The sequence below is a fragment of the Paenibacillus pini JCM 16418 genome, from assembly GCF_000576305.1.
GTDB classification, from domain to species: domain Bacteria; phylum Bacillota; class Bacilli; order Paenibacillales; family Paenibacillaceae; genus Paenibacillus_AQ; species Paenibacillus_AQ pini.
The window spans coordinates 171,276-187,907 of the sequence record NZ_BAVZ01000009.1; the positions used below are offsets into that span (position 1 = coordinate 171,276).

The following is a 16,632-nucleotide window of genomic DNA, read 5'->3' on the forward strand; positions in this document are numbered from 1 at the left end:
AGTTTTGTAATTTAAATAAAAGGAGGGCGATTGCGTGAAACTGCGTGCAATCCCTATTGTATTAACCGTTGTCGTCTCAGCTTCCGTGCTTTTTGGTGGCTGGTTTGTGTATCGACAGGTAGCCGAACAAAGTCCACTTCAACAAATCGCAAAAGATTATAAAGGTGTAAACAATGCTCAATTTGATATTAACCGCAATTTGGTAAGTTTGAAACTTGATTTAAAACCGGATGCAAATTTACCTGGACTTATAGATCAAATAAACAAAAAAGGGAAGTCCATTATAGGAACGCGACCACTGAAACTTGATTTCGTTGATCATTCTTCGGATAAGCTGAACCAGTTCTGGGATCAAGCGATGTTCCCTGTTGCAGAAGCTATGGAAAGTAAAACATATACACAAATCCCGACAAAGCTAATGGAAATGGCTAAAACCTTGGGCATTGAAACACAAGCTGAGATGGATATCAACAATGTATATATTAGATTAAGTGATGGCAAAGCTAGTAAGTTTCTCGTGTTGCCTCGTGATCCTGCAAAAATGGGAGTGTGGGAATAATGCCCAGATGGCTTAAAGAAGTTTTAATCGGTTTCATTCCTGTATTATTCGTGTTCCTTATTTTTATTGGATTTAATGTAGTACCACTACTCATTGCTGCGGTTATGGTGGGAGCATTGCTGCTTCTAACGAATATGCGTGGAGGCCTTGCCGTTGGAGCAGGAGCAGAGCGTAAACGTAAGAAAAGTGGACCCCAAAAGCTTACCTTTGAACAGATTGGTGGACAAGATAATGCCAAGCAGGAACTGCGTGAGGCGCTAGATTTTCTTATTCGTTATGAAGAAATTCAGAAGCTAGGCATACGGCCAATGAAAGGGATTTTGCTAACAGGACCTCCGGGAACAGGTAAGACACTAATGGCCAAAGCTGCAGCTCATTATACAGATTCTGTTTTTGTTGCTTCATCAGGTAGTGAGTTTGTAGAGATGTATGTCGGGGTTGGTGCCAGCCGGGTACGTGAATTATTCAGAGATGCACGTAATCGTGCAGCTAAAGAAAATAAGAATAGTGCTATTATTTTCATAGATGAAATTGATGTTATTGGTGGTAAACGTGAAGGTGGTCAACAGCGGGAATACGATCAAACGCTTAATCAATTGTTGACTGAAATGGATGGGATTTATTCTTCCGAGAGTCCTCGAATATTGCTGATTGCAGCAACAAACCGTAAGGAAATGTTGGATAGTGCGCTAACGCGTCCAGGGCGCTTTGATCGTCATATTGAAGTGGATCTTCCTGATAAAAAAGGACGTAAGCATATTCTTGAGCTACATGGTAAGAATAAGCCACTGAGTAGTACTGTGAATTTAGATAAGATTGCTGAGGAATCCTACGGGTTTTCTGGTGCTCAACTCGAAAGTGTAATGAATGAGGCAGCGATTTATACGATGCGTGAAGATCTGAAAGAAATTGAACAACGCCATTTATCGATGTCGATTGATAAAGTCATGATGGGTGAGCGCACCGACCGTGAATCTTCGGAAGAAGAGAAGAAGCGGGTTGCTATTCATGAGCTTGGTCACGCTATTATGGCAGAAGTTGTACGTCCGAACAGTGTAAGTCAAGTGGCGCTAAGCCACGCGGTAAGGCACTCGGATATGTGAGACATAATCCGCAGCAGGAGCAGTATTTATATACGAAATCTTTCTTAGAAGATCAGATCATGATTGCGCTTGGTGGTGCAGCGGCTGAGGAAATTTATTATGGTGGACGCAGTACAGGTTCTAGTAATGACTTTGAACAAGCACTGAACATTGTGAAGACCATGATGCGTTCAGGTCTTACTTCATTAGGTATTGTGAACATAGATATGGTTACGACAGAAGAGCTAATGAAAGAGAACAATATAATTCTTGAAGAGTTAATGCGGCGTACAAGAAGCTTACTAGAAGATCGTCGGACAATTTTCGACAAATCCCTCAATATTCTACTAGAAGAAGAAACATTATCTGGAGATCAATTCAGATGTCTATTTTGTGAAAACTCTCTATTACCAGCATAAAGTGTGATGCTGGTTATTTTTTTTACTTTTTTACCATGCTAAGTTATTATAGGGCTTGGAGACCATAAAAATCTGTTTTTCGACAAAACAGCTTAGAATTGTAAAGTAGATATAGCATGGAAGGGTGGAGCACAAATATGTACTTCAAAAAGATTGGTGTTATTGGTGGAGGAACGATGGGACAGGGTATTGCTGAAATGTTAGCTGCAAGGTCCCTAGATGTATTACTAGTTGAAAAAACACCGGAAATATTAGATTATTCTTATGGATTAATTGAAGGAAGTTTAGATAAACAACTAGAGAAATGGGCAATTACAAAGGCAGAGAAGAAGCTAATTTTAGGTAAAATTCATAAAGTCACTCATTTTGCTGAGCTTAGCAGCTGTGACATGGTTATTGAAACGATTTCGGAAGATCTAGAAGCGAAAAAGAAAGTATTGGCACAGCTTGATCAAGTATGTCCCAATAACATTATTCTCGCCAGCAACACATCTACACTTAGTTTAACTGAGCTTGCAAGCTCAACCATGTATCCCGAACGTGTCATTGGAATGCACTTTATACATCCCGTTAGTAAAGTAAATCTGGTGGAAATTATTCGTGGTTTAAAAACATCAGAAAGTACGTTTACTGAAACCAAACGTTTTGTAGAAGAAGTCGTCGAGAAAAAAGGTGTCATGGTCTATGAGTCACCTGGTTTTGTTTCCACGCGGATGATCTGTCTAATGATTAATGAAGCACTTCACATCTTGCAAGAAGGTGTGGCTTCGGCTGAAGATATCGATGATGCTATGCGAATTGGCTACCAGTTTCAGTATGGACCGCTTGAAATGGCTGACCGTTTCGGTTTAGATTCCGTTCTAGCGGCGCTTGAAGGTATGTTCCGCGAATATGGAGAACTTAAATACCGTCCTTCAACCGTTTTGAAGAAGATGGTACGTGCAGGACATCTGGGTGTGAAAACAGCTGAAGGCTTCTTCAAGTATGACAAGGATGGTGACAGAGTATGAAAATTCTAGTGATTAATGCAGGCAGCTCCTCGCTGAAATATCAACTTTATGACATGACAAATGAATCTGTTTTAGCTAAGGGACTTGTGGAGCGAATCGGTATGGATTCTTCTATCGTTACTCATAAACCTACTGGACTTCCAGATGTCGTTGAGGTTAGCGAAATTCTTGAACATACAACGGCAATTCGTAAAGTATTAGGATTGTTAACACATGCAGAGCATGGCGTTATTGCATCTATCGATGAAATTCAAGCTGTAGGCCATCGCGTAGTACACGGTGGAGAATATTTTAAAGAATCTGCATTGGTCGACTCCAATGTGAAATCTAAAATCCGTCAATTGTTTGATTTGGCGCCTCTACATAATCCGGCTTCCATGATGGGGATTAAAGCGACAGAAGCGAACATGCCGGGTGTACCACAGGTTGTGGTATTTGATACTGCCTTCCATCAAACCATGCCTGAGAAAGCTTATTTGTATCCAATTCCAAGAGTGATATACAACAAATATAAAGTAAGACGCTATGGAGCGCATGGCACATCTCATGAATATGTAAGTAAGGTCGCTGCTGAATTTTTGGGTAAATCAACTAAAGATTTGAAAATTATTACTTGTCATATTGGTAATGGTGCTAGTGTTACAGCTATTCATGAAGGATGTTCCATCGATACATCCATGGGACTCACACCGCTTGAAGGATTGATGATGGGGACACGTAGTGGTGACTTAGATCCAGCGATTGTTCCTTACGTAATGAACAAGGAAGATCTTACAGTGAATGAAGTTAACTCTATGCTTAATAAGCATAGTGGGTTACTGGCCATTTCCGGTGTTAGCAGTGATATGAGAGAAATTACCGAGGGTATGCAGAACGGCGATGCAACTCAACCTTAGCTTTCGAAATGTATGAATATCGCTTACGCAAATACATCGCTTCGTATGTTGCAACCATGAACGGAGTCGATGTAATCGTATTTACAGCAGGTGTCGGAGAGAATTCGGTTGTTTTACGTGAAAAAGTATGCGAAAATTTGACTTATCTAGGTGTGGAATTGGACAAGTCGTTAAACGAAATTCGTTCTGGCGAATCACGCCGGATATCATCCGCTAATTCTAAGGTCGAAGTGCTAGTCATTCCGACGAATGAAGAATTAGTCATTGCCCGCGACACGAACCGCATTGTGCAGTCTTTTGCATAGGCGAAGCTAGGGTAGACTAGATCAGCAAGTATAAGGGAGAGATAGACATGAGTACCAAAAGTGTGATTCGTGATGTGAACCAGCATGTAGGGGAGACCGTCCGAATCGGCAGTTGGATCAACAACAAGCGTTCAAGTGGTAAAATTCAATTTTTGCAATTACGTGATGGAACCGGATATATTCAAGGCGTTGTTGTGAAGAGTGAAGTATCGGAACAATTATGGGAAGATGCTAAGAGTCTAACCCAGGAAAGTTCATTGTATGTTACAGGTATTATCCGTGAAGAACCAAGAAGTGCTTCTGGTTATGAACTTAGTGTAACTGGAATTGAGATTATTCATATTACTGAAAATTATCCGATTACACCGAAAGAGCATGGTGTGGATTTCTTGATGGATCATCGCCACTTGTGGCTTCGTTCTTCAAAACAACGTGCGATTCTTGTCATTCGTGGTGAAATTATACGTGCAGTTCAGCAGTATTTTGATCAGAACGGATTTACACTTGTAGATCCACCTATCCTGACTCCAACATCGGCTGAGGGTACTACAAACTTGTTCCACACGAAATATTTTGAAGAAGATGCTTACTTAACCCAAAGTGGACAATTATACATGGAAGCAGCAGCAATGGCACTGGGCAAAGTATATTCCTTCGGTCCTACATTCCGCGCTGAGAAATCCAAAACACGTCGTCACTTAATTGAATTTTGGATGATCGAGCCTGAAATGGCATTTACAGATCATGAAGAAAGTTTGCGTGTACAAGAGGAATTCATAAGCTATGTTGTACAGTCGGTTGTTAAGAACTGTAAGACAGAACTTGAAGCAGTAGGACGGGATGTTTCCAAGCTGGAGCAGATTCAAGCACCATTCCCACGTATCACTTATGATGACGCGATTAAATTCCTTCAAGGTGAAGGATTCGATATTCCTTGGGGTGAGGATTTCGGTGCTCCACATGAAACGGCGATCGCTGAGAAATATGATAAGCCGGTTTTCATTACCCATTATCCAGTAGGTATCAAAGCTTTCTACATGAAGCCAGATCCTACGAATCCAGATGTTGTACTGTGTGCAGATATGATCGCACCAGAAGGCTACGGGGAAATTATTGGGGGCTCGCAGCGTATTGATGATCCTGCACTTCTGGAAGAACGCTTTAAAGAGCATGATCTTTCGCTTGAAACGTATCAATGGTATATGGATTTACGCAAATACGGAACAGTACCACACTCCGGATTTGGATTGGGTCTAGAACGCACTGTGGCTTGGATATGCGGCTTGGATCATGTACGTGAAACCATTCCATTCCCACGCACACTGTATCGACTGTACCCATAATAGACAAAGAGAGGTGAAGCTCATGGATAGTGCAGGCTGGAAGACTTGGGCCGAGGGAGCTTCATCCGGGATGGGAGCGGGCATGGCGGTTATCCCATATGTCCTGCTCCGTTATTACCGCAAGTTGAAGCTGAGCGATAGCGAAATGCTTTTACTGATTCATTTGATCGCTTTTAAACAGGTAGAGCAGAAAGACCTTCCAACCATGGAAGAGCTCGCTGAAGTGATGGGATCTACTGCACAGTCGGTTGCACATACATTACAGAAGCTGATGAAAGATGGCTTGATCAGTATTGACGAAGAGTGGGATGAAGTACGTGGTATCCAGAATGAGCGATATAACGTATCCGGTCTTTATGATAAACTGAGTCGCTGCCTGGTCGTGGAAGAGAAGAATCGCTCATTCACAAAAGGGAATCGATCAACAAGTGCTCGTCCTCAAGCTGATGAAGAGAATAGTAGTTCGAATATGTTTACGATTTTCGAGAAGGAATTCGGTCGTCCGCTATCTCCTATGGAATGTGAAACGATATCCAGCTGGATTGATCAAGATCGGTATCCTGGTGAGCTTATCCTTATGGCCTTGAAAGAAGCAGTATTTGCGGGCAAGATACATTTCCGCTATATTGACCGAATTCTACTGGAATGGAGCCGTAATCGGGTGAAAAATGTTAGTGATGCTAAGGCCTATACACAAAAATTCCGCAGCAGCGGAAGAGTATAATCAAAGGCTGCAGCGTGTCTTCCTTTGATAGGAAGGCACGCTTTTTATATGAATTGGGTTGGAACCCGGATGAAGGAGGATATGTATGAAGAACATTCTGATATTGGGGGGACCGCTTTTTTGGTAAGCGACTCGTGGAGCTTCTGTTAGAAGAGGGACATAAAGTCACGATTGCCACACGAGGCAACACCCCAGATTCGTTTGGAGAGCAAGTGGATCGTCTACAGATTGACCGCGAGAGCTACGATTCCTTAGCGGAAGTGACAAAGGATGGCAAGACATGGGATGTAGTATACGATAATATTTGTTATTCGCCCCAAGCTGCCCTGGATGCCTGCCAAATTTTCAAAGGTAAAGTAAAACGTTATATCCTTACTTCAACCTTATCTGTTTACGATGTTGGGTCACATCGAAATGAAGAGAAGGATGTAAATCCATATATTTATCCTTTAACCATGGGTGGACGAGATGATTTTCCTTACGGCGAGGGCAAAAGACTTGCTGAAGCTGCTATGTTCCAGAAAGCTAATTTTCCAGTCTGTGCTGTACGTTTCCCTATCGTTCTAGGAGAAGATGACTACACGGGGAGATTGGAATTCCACATCGAACATATCCAAAAAGGTATTCCTATGGGAATGCCAAACATTCATGCAAAAATGTCTCTTATTGATTCAGCGGAAGCGGCAGCTTTCCTAAGCTGGCTTAAGAATCAACGCGTAGAGGGTCCAATTAATGCATGTTCAGATGGAGATGTGCAGCTTTCAGAACTTATGACTTGGATCGAAAAAGAAACAGGTAAAAAAGCAGTGATTAAGAAGCAGACGGCTAAAGAGGATCAATCACCATTCGGTATTGAAGATTCTTGGTATATGGATACGAGTAAAGCATCTAGACTTGGATTTAAATTTAAGACTGTGCGTTCGTGGTTGCCTGATCTGATCCGTCATTACGCAAACCATTAGCATTTTGAATTTTTAACATAACATCAATCAAGAATACATGACTAGCAGGCTCATCTTAAGCGGATGGAGTCTGCTTTTTTTATGAATAGATCGGGACAATCTATAGATACGAAAATAATTTTAAGAAAATTTAAGAGAAATTGCAGGGGTCATACGTATTCATGTCGTCTATTGATGCGGGAAGGAGGAGAGGGTTATTGACGAGGACGTTTTGATCGATCAAATTCGCCAAGGGGAGCAAGCTGCATTCCGTATCATTGTGGAACGTTACGGACAGCATGTGTTCCACACGGCATATTCAGTTCTAAGGAATACAAAGGAAGCTGAAGATGCTGCCCAAGAAACATTCATACAAGTCTATAAATCCCTCCCCGAATATCGTTCCCAAGGGTTCAAGACATGGTTGACCCGTATTGCATTACATAAAGCGATAGATGCAAAGCGGAAGCTAAGTAGGCGAAGGGAAGACCAGGCGTTCGATGCTACAGTAATGGAGCAATGGCCGTCTGCGGAAGAAGATGTTGTTGTGCAGTTGATTCGGCAGGAGAAGCGAGAAACATTAGAGAGAAAACTTGCTCGCCTGCCGGAGCAGCACAGAGAAATTTTAACTTTATTTTATATTCAGGAGAAGTCCTATGAAGAAATAGCCACAGAGCAAGAAATTGCGGTGAAGACCGTTGAATCTAGACTGTATCGAGCACGGGGTTGGGTTCGGAACCATTGGAAGGAGGAAGAATGGACATGAGTGAAGACAAGCATATGAATAATTCCGAAAATAAAGTTACAATCCAAGAGTGGATATTGTATGTGCAAGGCGAATGTTCAGTAGTGCAGTCTGAAAGGCTAGAATGGATTCTTGAGCAAGATGAAAATGCTTTAGAACTATACATGCAAGCTTTAGAACAAGTGGAAGATCGGTTACCACCACTTACTGAACCTGATCATTTTGTGGACTCTGTTATGGTACATTTGCCGGTTATGGCGAGTGAAATTCTATTTTCTGAGAAAATAGTTGAGGCTAAGCGGCGTTGGTACGAACATAAACTGTTCCATTACGCGGTGGCTGCTTGTCTTACCCTCATATTCCTTTCTGCTGGATGGTTTGACAAACTATCTCCTGAATCATTGGAAAAATCGGATACGAGTAGGGGTTCGTACAGTCAGGAACTGGTCAGAGTAACGACAGACTGGATCGACCGCTTTAAACCATAAAATTCATTTTGATATAGAAAGGAAGTATGAATTTGCAGCCATATCGCAATAAAATGTTGGCATTTTTTCTCAACTTTATCCCGGGTCTCGGGCATTACTATATGGGGAGAAAAGCCCGGGGGATCGTGTACCCCATGTTCTTTTTTGGAGGAATCCTGTTAGGATTTATGCTTTATGTAGCTAGTGGTAGAGAGGAAGTTGTTATGCTGACCGCTGTATGCGCCTTAATCCTGGCAGGGTTCAGTATGATTGATTTAATTATTTATCTCATTAGGGTACCGGCACAGCAGTCACAAAGCATTTCAAATCAAGGCTGGTCTGGGCATTCGCAGCCTCCTTACGGTCCTTACAGCTATCCAGAGAGCATATCTAATCCCAATGTCCATTCATATGATCAATCAACAGGTGACCCAGGAACCTATAATGCAGATTACAATGCTAAACAAACGATGAACAATCATTTTAGCAATCCTGAGAGCGAACGATTTTTTACGATTCTACTTTCATTCATTCCAGGTCTCGGACATTTGCATATGGGACTTATGCAGCGTGGATTGTCTTTCTTGATCGCATTCTTCGGTTTAGGTACCGTTATGTTCTTTCTAACTGGACTTACGAGTCAATCGATCTTTATGTTATTCCTAGGTATTCTACCTATCATCTGGCTCTATTGCATGTTCGATGCTGTGCAGCTCATTCACCGTAAGCAAGCTGGAGAAGTTCTAATCGATCGTACGTTATTTGATGAAATGGAAGCGGGTCGTGAGGACGGTAAACGGAGTAAAGTAATGGCTACGTTGCTATCTGCATTCCCAGGTGCAGGACATATGTACCTCGGCTTACAAAAGAGAGGTCTGCAACTCATGGTCATTTTTCTAGGTAGCGTATATATCCTTGATCTACTTCACTTATCTTTGTTTCTGTTCTTAATTCCTGTGATTTGGTTCTTCTCGTTCTTTGACGGAATGCAGCAGACGAGCCGATATGGCCGTGAACCTTTGGTGGATCGTCCAATCATCGAAGGATTAATCAATCATCAGCGATGGCTTGGAGTAGGGCTGCTTATTCTTGGAATCTATTATGTATCAGTAAATCTAATTGTTCCCGTTCTAGATATTCGTTTTCCTGCCTTAAGAATTGATTACCGAGTCGAACGATATTTAAAAACGTTCCTAGTTTCCATTCTATTGATCTTTGGCGGTATAAAATTAATGACAGGCTCAAAATCCAGAACGAATGGGAAGGAGAAGCGTCATGGAAACTCATAATCCCGAAAGTGTACTGAAGCAAGAGGCAAATTATAGACCTTCCATGTCGCCAGATCCCTCCATTTCAAGTTCAACTCCTCCCAGACAATGGAGAGTAGGAACCTTGTCCATGGGTTGCTCCTTGCTACTCATTGGAGTTGTTACGCTGACATCCCAATGGCGGGGGGGCGATGTATTTGATATCGCGCTGAAATGGTGGCCAGCCATCTTTATCCTACTAGGTCTCGAAATGACAAGCTATAGCTTATTCTTCAACCGATCAGGGAAAATGAAGTTTGACATACTGAGTGTATTTTTTGTAGGCATTCTTACCGTCATGTGCATAGGGTTCGCCGCTCTAAGTTCGTTAGGAATTGTGCAGGAGATTCGTAAAATAGCTGGAGGTACCGAGCAAACGATTCGACTTCCGGATTGGACAGAAAACGTGCAGCCAACTACAAAGCGAATGATTATACAAGGAGACCATCCGTATGCTGTCAAAATAGACAAAACAAGTGGTAAGGAAATGCATCTGATGGCTAGCTATCGGACACGCAATGATGCAACTACTGTCGTACGAAATGCGGATGAGCTCATACAAGTTAAACAGGTCGGTGATACGATGTACATCATGTTTGCCGATCCGTCACAAGCTTCATTTTTTGAATCGACGAGTAATGCTCTTGATTTAACCGTTATTGTACCCCAGCAGCTAAAGGTTATCGTTCGCGACAACCAAGGTGCGGTATATGAGAACAATAATAGCCAGTAACGAAGTATCAGTAACGAAGTATCAGTAACGAAGTTATATAAAAATAGCCCTGCAGTGCCTTCACAAGGCGCTACGGGGCTATTTTTATTTAGAAGTATGGTCACCTTTACTATACATTCAATTCGAGTTGCTTTTATTCAGCAAAAGACTCCGATATAAGTATTCAAAAATGAATTCGAAAGCTTCAAGATGTTTTTTAGCTTCAAAAGCGTTCTTGCCCCAAGCATAAATACCGTGGTTTCGTAGCAGTATGCCGGGTACAGCGGGATCTAGAACATTCTCAACAAGTTCAGCAATGGATGGAATATGTGCGAAATTGGGAAGAATCGGTATAGAAATCTCAGCATTTTCATCCCAAATGTTAAAAGCTTTAATGAGTTCGATGCCTTGAGCAGGAACAGCTCCGTTCTCTCCGAACCATTCACTAATCAGATTATTAAAAATGGTATGCACGTGGAACACGGCACCGCATCCCGTTAGACGATAAATTTCACAATGAATTAGCGTTTCGGCACTTGGTTTAAGATCTGTGGTTTCTGCCGGAGCTCCGGATTGATCTACGAATAAGAAATCCTCAGCAGTATGGACTGATTTATCTTTACCACTCGCTGTGATGGCAAAATGGAATTGGTCAGCTGTGAAATCTCCTACGCGCATAGAAAGATTGCCACTTGTACCCGGAAACCAGTTGCGGTCAGCAAACTGCTGTTTGATATTCCGTAGTTCATGTAATACTTGCTGTTTATGTTCAAGTTTGATGCTGGTGAAGCTCATATTACAGCACTCCTTGTTGTAGTTTCTTTTGCATATCCGCAATGATTTCATGAAAATCATTAAAAGGAACATGTGAGACACCGAGTTCCTTACATTTATCAGTTAAACTTGAACGGGAATAAACGAGGTCAGCAATTTGTGCTCCTTCAAAATCCGTTATGCTATCGCCAATGAGAATACGCTCATATTGATCTTCATCATATTGCCGAATTACGGTCGTTTTGCACATCCCGCACCCCTTATCACACGGAGGCTGACAAGGATGAGGCCATACGATGCGTATTTGTTCTCCGCTGAAATCAGCACTGTTATAATAGATGTGATCTTTAGGTATGTCATAAGGTGCCAGAAGGGGATCAATGAAAAAGTCTATGCCTCCGCTAGTTACATTAAACTCAATTTGTTCCTGCTTTAGAAAAGTTAAAAACTCAGGAAATCCGTCGCGGATGCCCGCACGACTGAGCACAAAGCTAACGATGTCATCCTTCTGGTTAGAAGGTAGCAGTTCAAACATATCGCCAACACCTTCAATCAGGGTCGTTTCGCGTTTAACGATCTTTTCCATAATCGGTTCGTAGCCCTCTGGTTTAAAATGCTGCATGATTGCGACGATATTGTCTGATAATGTGATGGTTCCATCAAAATCGCAAAAGATGACGGGCTTCTTGCCGGATTTCATCGTTCTCCCCCCCAAGTATCGAGCGCCTTCTGAAGCTCAGGATGTCCAGCAGCGGCATAATCGGCTAGTGAAATTAATTTTTGCGCTGCTTCAATAGCTTGCACGAATGCTTTGCCCCCAGCTTCAGTCCCCATAGGGTGACCGTGTATACCACCACCAGCATTAATGACAACATCCGTTCCGAAATCGCGGATAATCATGGGTACTAGGCCCGGATGAATGCCCGCAGATGGCACAGGCATGCTTGTCCGCAATGGAAGCGTAGAAGACAATAGTTCATCACGGATAGCCATATTCTCTTCTTTAGGCATGGTCACAGAGCCGTAAGGCGAAGGGAAGAGAACGAGGTCCGCTCCAGCAAGGCGCATGAGCTGACCGAGTAATACGGAAGCCGAGATTCCATAATGAGGAGACGGATAAAATGCACCAGCGAGTGCTGGATGAGCTGCAATAGGCACGTTAATTGCTGAATCACTACTTAATTCATGTAGCACATCGTAACCATAGGACAGTACATTGAATAGAAGAGCATTAGCACCCGCATCGATGGCTCGTAAAGCCTGCTGCCTTAAAGCAGAGGTAGGTCCCGTCAAATTAGCGGCATAGAGCAGCTTCTTACCGGTCTCCTTCTCTGCGGCTTCGGCTGCTCGCATACAAACCTCAACACGTTTCTCAATAGGAGTTAGCGGGTTGTCGAACAAAATTTCATCATCTTTAATCAGGTCGACACCGCCAAGTGCTTGACGTGTAAACTGGTCACGTAGTTCATCCAAGTCAAGTCCTATTACAGACTTGAAGATACTCATGAGTAGTGGGCGATTATGTACACCTAAACGATCTCGAATGCCCTTGATACCGAATTTTGGACCTGGGAAGGCGGACAAATACTCATCTGAGAAGCCAAGATGGTTAAGCTTGATTCGGCCATCCATTGAAATTTTACCGAATACCGTTACGAGTAGAGCAGGAATATCTTTACTAAAGTTTACATCAGGATAAGCGATCGTAACATCCGCATATCGTTCGCCTGGCTGGACTCCTTCCGGCTCATGTACATAAACCTTAAGAACTTGTCCAAGATGCTTCTGCATGGATTCACGCTTCGCTTGTGGAAGCTCAGTCCAACTGCCGACAGTCATGCCGACAGCGATGGATTCGGCTTTCTTATGAAAGTCGGCCTTGTCATCATAAAGGCGGTAGGTAGCTGTACAACTGCTCATGAAATTCCCTCCTTTAACGCGGCTCCCATTTCACGGGAACGTTCAGCACAGCGGTTGACAGCTGCAATCACGGTCTCAAAGAAATCGCCTTGATCAAGCGTTTCTAGCGCTGCTTGTGTTGAACCGTTAGGGGATGTAACCTTGGCACGTAGCGCTGATGGTTCTTCACCCGTCTGTTGAACCATTCGAGCAGCACCGAGAATGGTCTGTACGGTCAATTCCTTACATTGTTGTGGAGTCAGGCCACCGCGAATGCCAGCCGCCATCATAGCTTCCATCATGTAGTAGATATAGGCAGGTCCACTTCCGGAAATACCCGTTAGAATCTCCAATTTATCCTCTTCGACAATCGTTACAGTACCTACAGCGCTAAATAGATTCATAACATTGTGACGTTGTTCCTCATTAATTTCCTTGGAAAATGAGGCTCCGGTGGCACCGAGTCCGATAGAACTCGACGTATTTGGCATTGTGCGAGCAACAGGTTGTTTGCGTCCAAGTAGATCCTGTATCGTACGAATGGTAAGTCCAGCGATGACGGAAATAATTAATTGATCCTCAGATAAGAGGGGACCGATCTCTCTTAATGCACTGGCAGCATCCTTTGGTTTCATGGCTAGAACAATAATCGGAGACTGTTTCAAAATCTCCAGCTTCGCCTCTGGATCATTGCTAGTGTTGATATTATAACGATGTTCTAATTCTTCAAGGCGGGCGTTGTTACTTCGGTTAATCATTGTAACATGTGTGGATTGTACGACAGCGCGTCCGATAAGGCCGCGTACGATAGCTTCCGCCATAGAACCGGCACCGTAGAAGGCGATTGGCTGTGAAATAAGGGTTTCTTGTTGACTCATGAGTGAATCCTCCTTGCCGTTAACGCCGGGAGTACCGGTATTATCCGCGTATTTGTCCATTTCCATGGATCATGTATTTCGTAGTTGATAATGAAGGTAGTCCCATAGGGCCACGGGCGTGTAGCTTCTGAGTACTAATACCAATTTCGGCACCGAAACCGAACTCAAATCCATCTGTAAAACGAGTCGATGCATTATGATATACAGCAGCAGCGTCTACTTCTTGCATAAACCGCTCCGCAAGCTCTTGATCGGATGTAATGATACATTCCGAATGACGTGTACCATATTGGCTAATATGCTGCATGGCATCCTCAAGCGAGGATACGATTTTGACATTCAGAATATAGTCATTATACTCTGTCGCGTAATCCTCATCCGTAGCAGGGATAGCCCAAGGAAGCAAACGCAGGGTCTCGGGGCATCCACGTAACTCAACACCTACATCGCGAAGCTGCACACCTAGTGCCTCTAAATGATGCTGTGCAAAATCTTGATGTACCAGTAAAGTTTCCATGCTATTACAAACGGATGGGCGCTGGGCTTTTGCATTGATCGCAATCGCGCTTGCCATATCCGGTTGAGCCGTCTGATCCAGATACGTATGACAGATTCCAGCACCGGTTTCAATAACAGGGACAGTGGAGTTCTCAACAACATTACGGATAAGTGAGCTGCCTCCCCTTGGAATGACGACATCCAGCAGACCGTTTAACTTAAGCATTTCGTCCACCGAAGACCGATTAGGATCTTCAATCAGCTGTAGTGCATCTGCCGGAATGGCTGAGGATGCAAGGGCAGCATGCATAAGCTCTACGATCTTACGGTTAGATGACAGGGCGGAGGAGCCACCTCTTAGTACGACGGCATTACCTGTCTTCAGACAGAGTCCAGCTGCATCAACAGTAACATTAGGACGGGCTTCATAGATGATGCCAATTACTCCAAGTGGTACGCGTATTTTCTCAATGTGAAGTCCGTTAGGGCGTTCGATTTGTTCTAACTTCTCTCCAATTGGATCGGGTAACCCAATGATTTGCTCAAGTGCAGACGCAATACCCTCAATACGTTGTGGATTCAAGGCAAGTCTGTCGAGTAGGGAAGGCGAAGTTCCTTGCTGCTTCCCACGTTCTAAATCCTCAGCATTAGCTGTGATAATTTCCTCTTGTCCTTGTCTTAGTGCATTTGCCATAAGCTGCAAGGCTTCATCCTTTTGCGTTGTACTCAGGCGATTAAGCACAGCTGCTGCGGCTTGCGCAAGCTCTGCTTTTGTTCTCACTTCACTCATCGGTATAGCCCCCTCATGAACAGTTTTATGAAACGGTTAACTCTATAATAATGTAATCCACTCGTCTCTGTGAATCACTTCAAGGCGATGGACACTGGATAGAATTTGAAAAACCTCGGTGCTGCTCTTGCCTAGAATTTGCTGAATCTGCTCTACATCATAATTGACAATGCCGCGACCAAGTATGACTCCACGAGCATTCACAACTTCAACAACATCACCAGCATGAAAATGACCTGCTACGTTTTTTACACCGACGGGGAGTAAGCTGTGTCCATTATGAACCATTGCCTTTTCTGCACCATCATCCACCTGAAGAGTCCCTAGAGGAGTAGACATGAATCCAAGCCACTGCTTTTTAACGGGTAACGAATTAAGATGTGTATCGAAATAAGTCCCGCGTCCCTGGCCATTTACAGCATGACTGAGATCACCTGGTTCAGATACTTTTCCTACGAAGACCGGGACCCCCCCGCGTGTCGCAATTTTGGCTGCATCAACTTTAGAGCGCATGCCTCCTGTACCTAAGGATGAACCCGCGCCACCGGCGATAGAGTAGATCTCTTCTGTAATATGTTCAATGTGATCAAAACGCACCGCATTCGGATGTTTGCGAGGATCACCTGAGTATAGACCATCCATATCTGTGAGTATAAGCAGATGCTCAGCCTTGACCATGTTTGCAACCATCGCTGAGAGTGTATCATTATCACCGAATTTAAGCTCGTCTACAGAAACAGTATCATTTTCGTTAAAAATAGGAACAGCGCCTTGATTGAGCAATTCTTCAATTGTCATTACGGCATTATTCATACGTTGACGACTTATAAAGTCAGTACGTGTGAGCAAAATTTGTGCATTGATAATCCCATGTCCGGCAAAAGCCTCTTGATAGGCTTGCATAAGCAATGCCTGTCCAACGGCCGCCGCGGCTTGCTTCTCGTGCAGAAGCTTAGGCCTGAAGGAATAACCAATGGCTCGGAATCCTGCGGCTACTGCTCCTGACGTCACAAGCAGAACTTCATATCCATCACGTTTCAGATTTGAAATTTCATTTGCGAAGAAAGAAATAGCGTCACGATTGAGGCCTCCTTCGACAGAAGTTAGCGAACTGCTTCCGATTTTGACTACGATTCTGGATGACATTTCATCACTTCCTGTTCATCAAATCTCATTATTTTACTCCATATTTACATATCCATATAGGTAATAAAAAAACTTCCATCCTTTATTGTAAAGGACGAAAGTTTAGCTTCCGCGGTACCACCTTCATTGATGATTAG

Annotated in this window: 15 protein-coding genes and 2 pseudogenes; 11 read left to right on the forward strand and 6 right to left on the reverse strand. The window is 43.3% G+C overall.

Translation table 11 applies throughout. The features are described from left to right. Window positions 1-34: 34 nt before the first annotated feature. The 11 genes and pseudogenes from JCM16418_RS14470 to JCM16418_RS14520 all read left to right on the forward strand — a co-directional run bounded on the left by JCM16418_RS14470 (window position 35) and on the right by JCM16418_RS14520 (window position 10,531). Window positions 35-559 (forward strand): hypothetical protein, encoded by a 525-nt coding sequence (locus tag JCM16418_RS14470; protein ID WP_036650176.1) that lies wholly within the window; start codon window positions 35-37, stop codon window positions 557-559. Beyond that, a pseudogene (locus tag JCM16418_RS14475) lies at window positions 559-2,060 on the forward strand (AAA family ATPase). The gene JCM16418_RS14470 and the pseudogene JCM16418_RS14475 overlap by 1 nt, the downstream one beginning before the upstream one ends. Before the next feature lie 137 nt (window positions 2,061-2,197). Continuing rightward, window positions 2,198-3,070: a 3-hydroxyacyl-CoA dehydrogenase family protein gene (locus tag JCM16418_RS14480; RefSeq protein ID WP_036650177.1), complete on the forward strand. Its 873-nt coding sequence runs from the start codon at window positions 2,198-2,200 to the stop codon at window positions 3,068-3,070. Then, window positions 3,067-4,271 (forward strand): annotated as a pseudogene (locus JCM16418_RS14485) (acetate kinase). The gene JCM16418_RS14480 and the pseudogene JCM16418_RS14485 overlap by 4 nt, the downstream one beginning before the upstream one ends. 47 nt (window positions 4,272-4,318) lie before the next feature. After that, window positions 4,319-5,614 carry an asparagine--tRNA ligase gene (gene asnS, locus JCM16418_RS14490; RefSeq protein ID WP_036650179.1) on the forward strand — a complete coding sequence of 432 codons (1,296 nt, stop codon included), beginning with the start codon at window positions 4,319-4,321 and terminating at the stop codon, window positions 5,612-5,614. A 22-nt stretch (window positions 5,615-5,636) separates the two neighbouring features. Then, window positions 5,637-6,338: a DnaD domain-containing protein gene (locus tag JCM16418_RS14495; RefSeq protein WP_036650181.1), complete on the forward strand. Its 702-nt coding sequence runs from the start codon at window positions 5,637-5,639 to the stop codon at window positions 6,336-6,338. A gap of 134 nt (window positions 6,339-6,472) precedes the next feature. Beyond that, window positions 6,473-7,300, forward strand: a complete 828-nt coding sequence (locus JCM16418_RS14500) for a Rossmann-fold NAD(P)-binding domain-containing protein (protein WP_148298819.1) — start codon at window positions 6,473-6,475, stop codon at window positions 7,298-7,300. Between the two features lie 211 nt (window positions 7,301-7,511). Beyond that, a complete protein-coding gene (locus JCM16418_RS14505; RefSeq protein WP_081765446.1) occupies window positions 7,512-8,045 on the forward strand; it encodes an RNA polymerase sigma factor in 534 nt (177 codons plus the stop codon). After that, window positions 8,042-8,512 (forward strand): hypothetical protein, encoded by a 471-nt coding sequence (locus JCM16418_RS14510; RefSeq protein ID WP_052020304.1) that lies wholly within the window; start codon window positions 8,042-8,044, stop codon window positions 8,510-8,512. Before JCM16418_RS14505 ends, JCM16418_RS14510 begins: the two co-directional genes overlap by 4 nt. A 26-nt stretch (window positions 8,513-8,538) precedes the next feature. Further along, complete coding sequence (locus JCM16418_RS14515; protein WP_081765447.1) at window positions 8,539-9,780, forward strand: DUF6677 family protein; 1,242 nt, start codon at window positions 8,539-8,541, stop codon at window positions 9,778-9,780. Continuing rightward, entirely contained in the window at window positions 9,767-10,531 is a 765-nt protein-coding gene (locus JCM16418_RS14520; RefSeq protein ID WP_052020306.1) for a hypothetical protein, read from the forward strand. Before JCM16418_RS14515 ends, JCM16418_RS14520 begins: the two co-directional genes overlap by 14 nt. A gap of 117 nt (window positions 10,532-10,648) precedes the next feature. Here the strand turns inward: JCM16418_RS14520 and JCM16418_RS14525 are convergent, their stop codons facing one another. Genes JCM16418_RS14525 through proB form a run of 6 tightly spaced genes read right to left on the reverse strand, consistent with a single transcriptional unit; the run spans window position 10,649 to window position 16,495 of the window. Then, window positions 10,649-11,305 carry a methylthioribulose 1-phosphate dehydratase gene (locus JCM16418_RS14525; protein WP_036650185.1) on the reverse strand — a complete coding sequence of 219 codons (657 nt, stop codon included), beginning with the start codon at window positions 11,303-11,305 and terminating at the stop codon, window positions 10,649-10,651. Window position 11,306: 1 nt separating this feature from the next. Then, a complete protein-coding gene (locus JCM16418_RS14530) occupies window positions 11,307-11,984 on the reverse strand; it encodes a 2-hydroxy-3-keto-5-methylthiopentenyl-1-phosphate phosphatase (RefSeq protein WP_036650187.1) in 678 nt (225 codons plus the stop codon). Then, entirely contained in the window at window positions 11,981-13,204 is a 1,224-nt protein-coding gene (locus JCM16418_RS14535; RefSeq protein ID WP_036650190.1) for a 2,3-diketo-5-methylthiopentyl-1-phosphate enolase, read from the reverse strand. Before JCM16418_RS14535 ends, JCM16418_RS14530 begins: the two co-directional genes overlap by 4 nt. After that, window positions 13,201-14,061 (reverse strand): pyrroline-5-carboxylate reductase, encoded by an 861-nt coding sequence (gene proC / locus JCM16418_RS14540; RefSeq protein WP_036650193.1) that lies wholly within the window; start codon window positions 14,059-14,061, stop codon window positions 13,201-13,203. Before proC ends, JCM16418_RS14535 begins: the two co-directional genes overlap by 4 nt. 40 nt (window positions 14,062-14,101) lie before the next feature. Beyond that, window positions 14,102-15,349, reverse strand: a complete 1,248-nt coding sequence (locus JCM16418_RS14545) for a glutamate-5-semialdehyde dehydrogenase (RefSeq protein ID WP_036650195.1) — start codon at window positions 15,347-15,349, stop codon at window positions 14,102-14,104. 42 nt (window positions 15,350-15,391) lie between these two features. Continuing rightward, window positions 15,392-16,495, reverse strand: a complete 1,104-nt coding sequence (gene proB, locus JCM16418_RS14550) for a glutamate 5-kinase (protein ID WP_036650198.1) — start codon at window positions 16,493-16,495, stop codon at window positions 15,392-15,394. Window positions 16,496-16,632 lie beyond the last annotated feature (137 nt).

Bases quoted from the DNA above. Each gene is read 5' to 3' on its own strand.
- JCM16418_RS14480 (WP_036650177.1), top strand. From the start codon at position 2,198: ATGTACTTCAAAAAGATTGGTGTTATTGGTGGAGGAACGATGGGACAG.
- asnS (WP_036650179.1), top strand. From the start codon at position 4,319: ATGAGTACCAAAAGTGTGATTCGTGATGTGAACCAGCATGTAGGGGAG.
- JCM16418_RS14495 (WP_036650181.1), top strand. From the start codon at position 5,637: ATGGATAGTGCAGGCTGGAAGACTTGGGCCGAGGGAGCTTCATCCGGG.
- JCM16418_RS14510 (WP_052020304.1), top strand. From the start codon at position 8,042: ATGAGTGAAGACAAGCATATGAATAATTCCGAAAATAAAGTTACAATC.
- JCM16418_RS14515 (WP_081765447.1), top strand. From the start codon at position 8,539: ATGAATTTGCAGCCATATCGCAATAAAATGTTGGCATTTTTTCTCAAC.
- JCM16418_RS14520 (WP_052020306.1), top strand. From the start codon at position 9,767: ATGGAAACTCATAATCCCGAAAGTGTACTGAAGCAAGAGGCAAATTAT.
- JCM16418_RS14525 (WP_036650185.1), bottom strand. From the start codon at position 11,305: ATGAGCTTCACCAGCATCAAACTTGAACATAAACAGCAAGTATTACAT.
- JCM16418_RS14530 (WP_036650187.1), bottom strand. From the start codon at position 11,984: ATGAAATCCGGCAAGAAGCCCGTCATCTTTTGCGATTTTGATGGAACC.
- JCM16418_RS14535 (WP_036650190.1), bottom strand. From the start codon at position 13,204: ATGAGCAGTTGTACAGCTACCTACCGCCTTTATGATGACAAGGCCGAC.
- proC (WP_036650193.1), bottom strand. From the start codon at position 14,061: ATGAGTCAACAAGAAACCCTTATTTCACAGCCAATCGCCTTCTACGGT.
- JCM16418_RS14545 (WP_036650195.1), bottom strand. From the start codon at position 15,349: ATGAGTGAAGTGAGAACAAAAGCAGAGCTTGCGCAAGCCGCAGCAGCT.
- proB (WP_036650198.1), bottom strand. From the start codon at position 16,495: ATGTCATCCAGAATCGTAGTCAAAATCGGAAGCAGTTCGCTAACTTCT.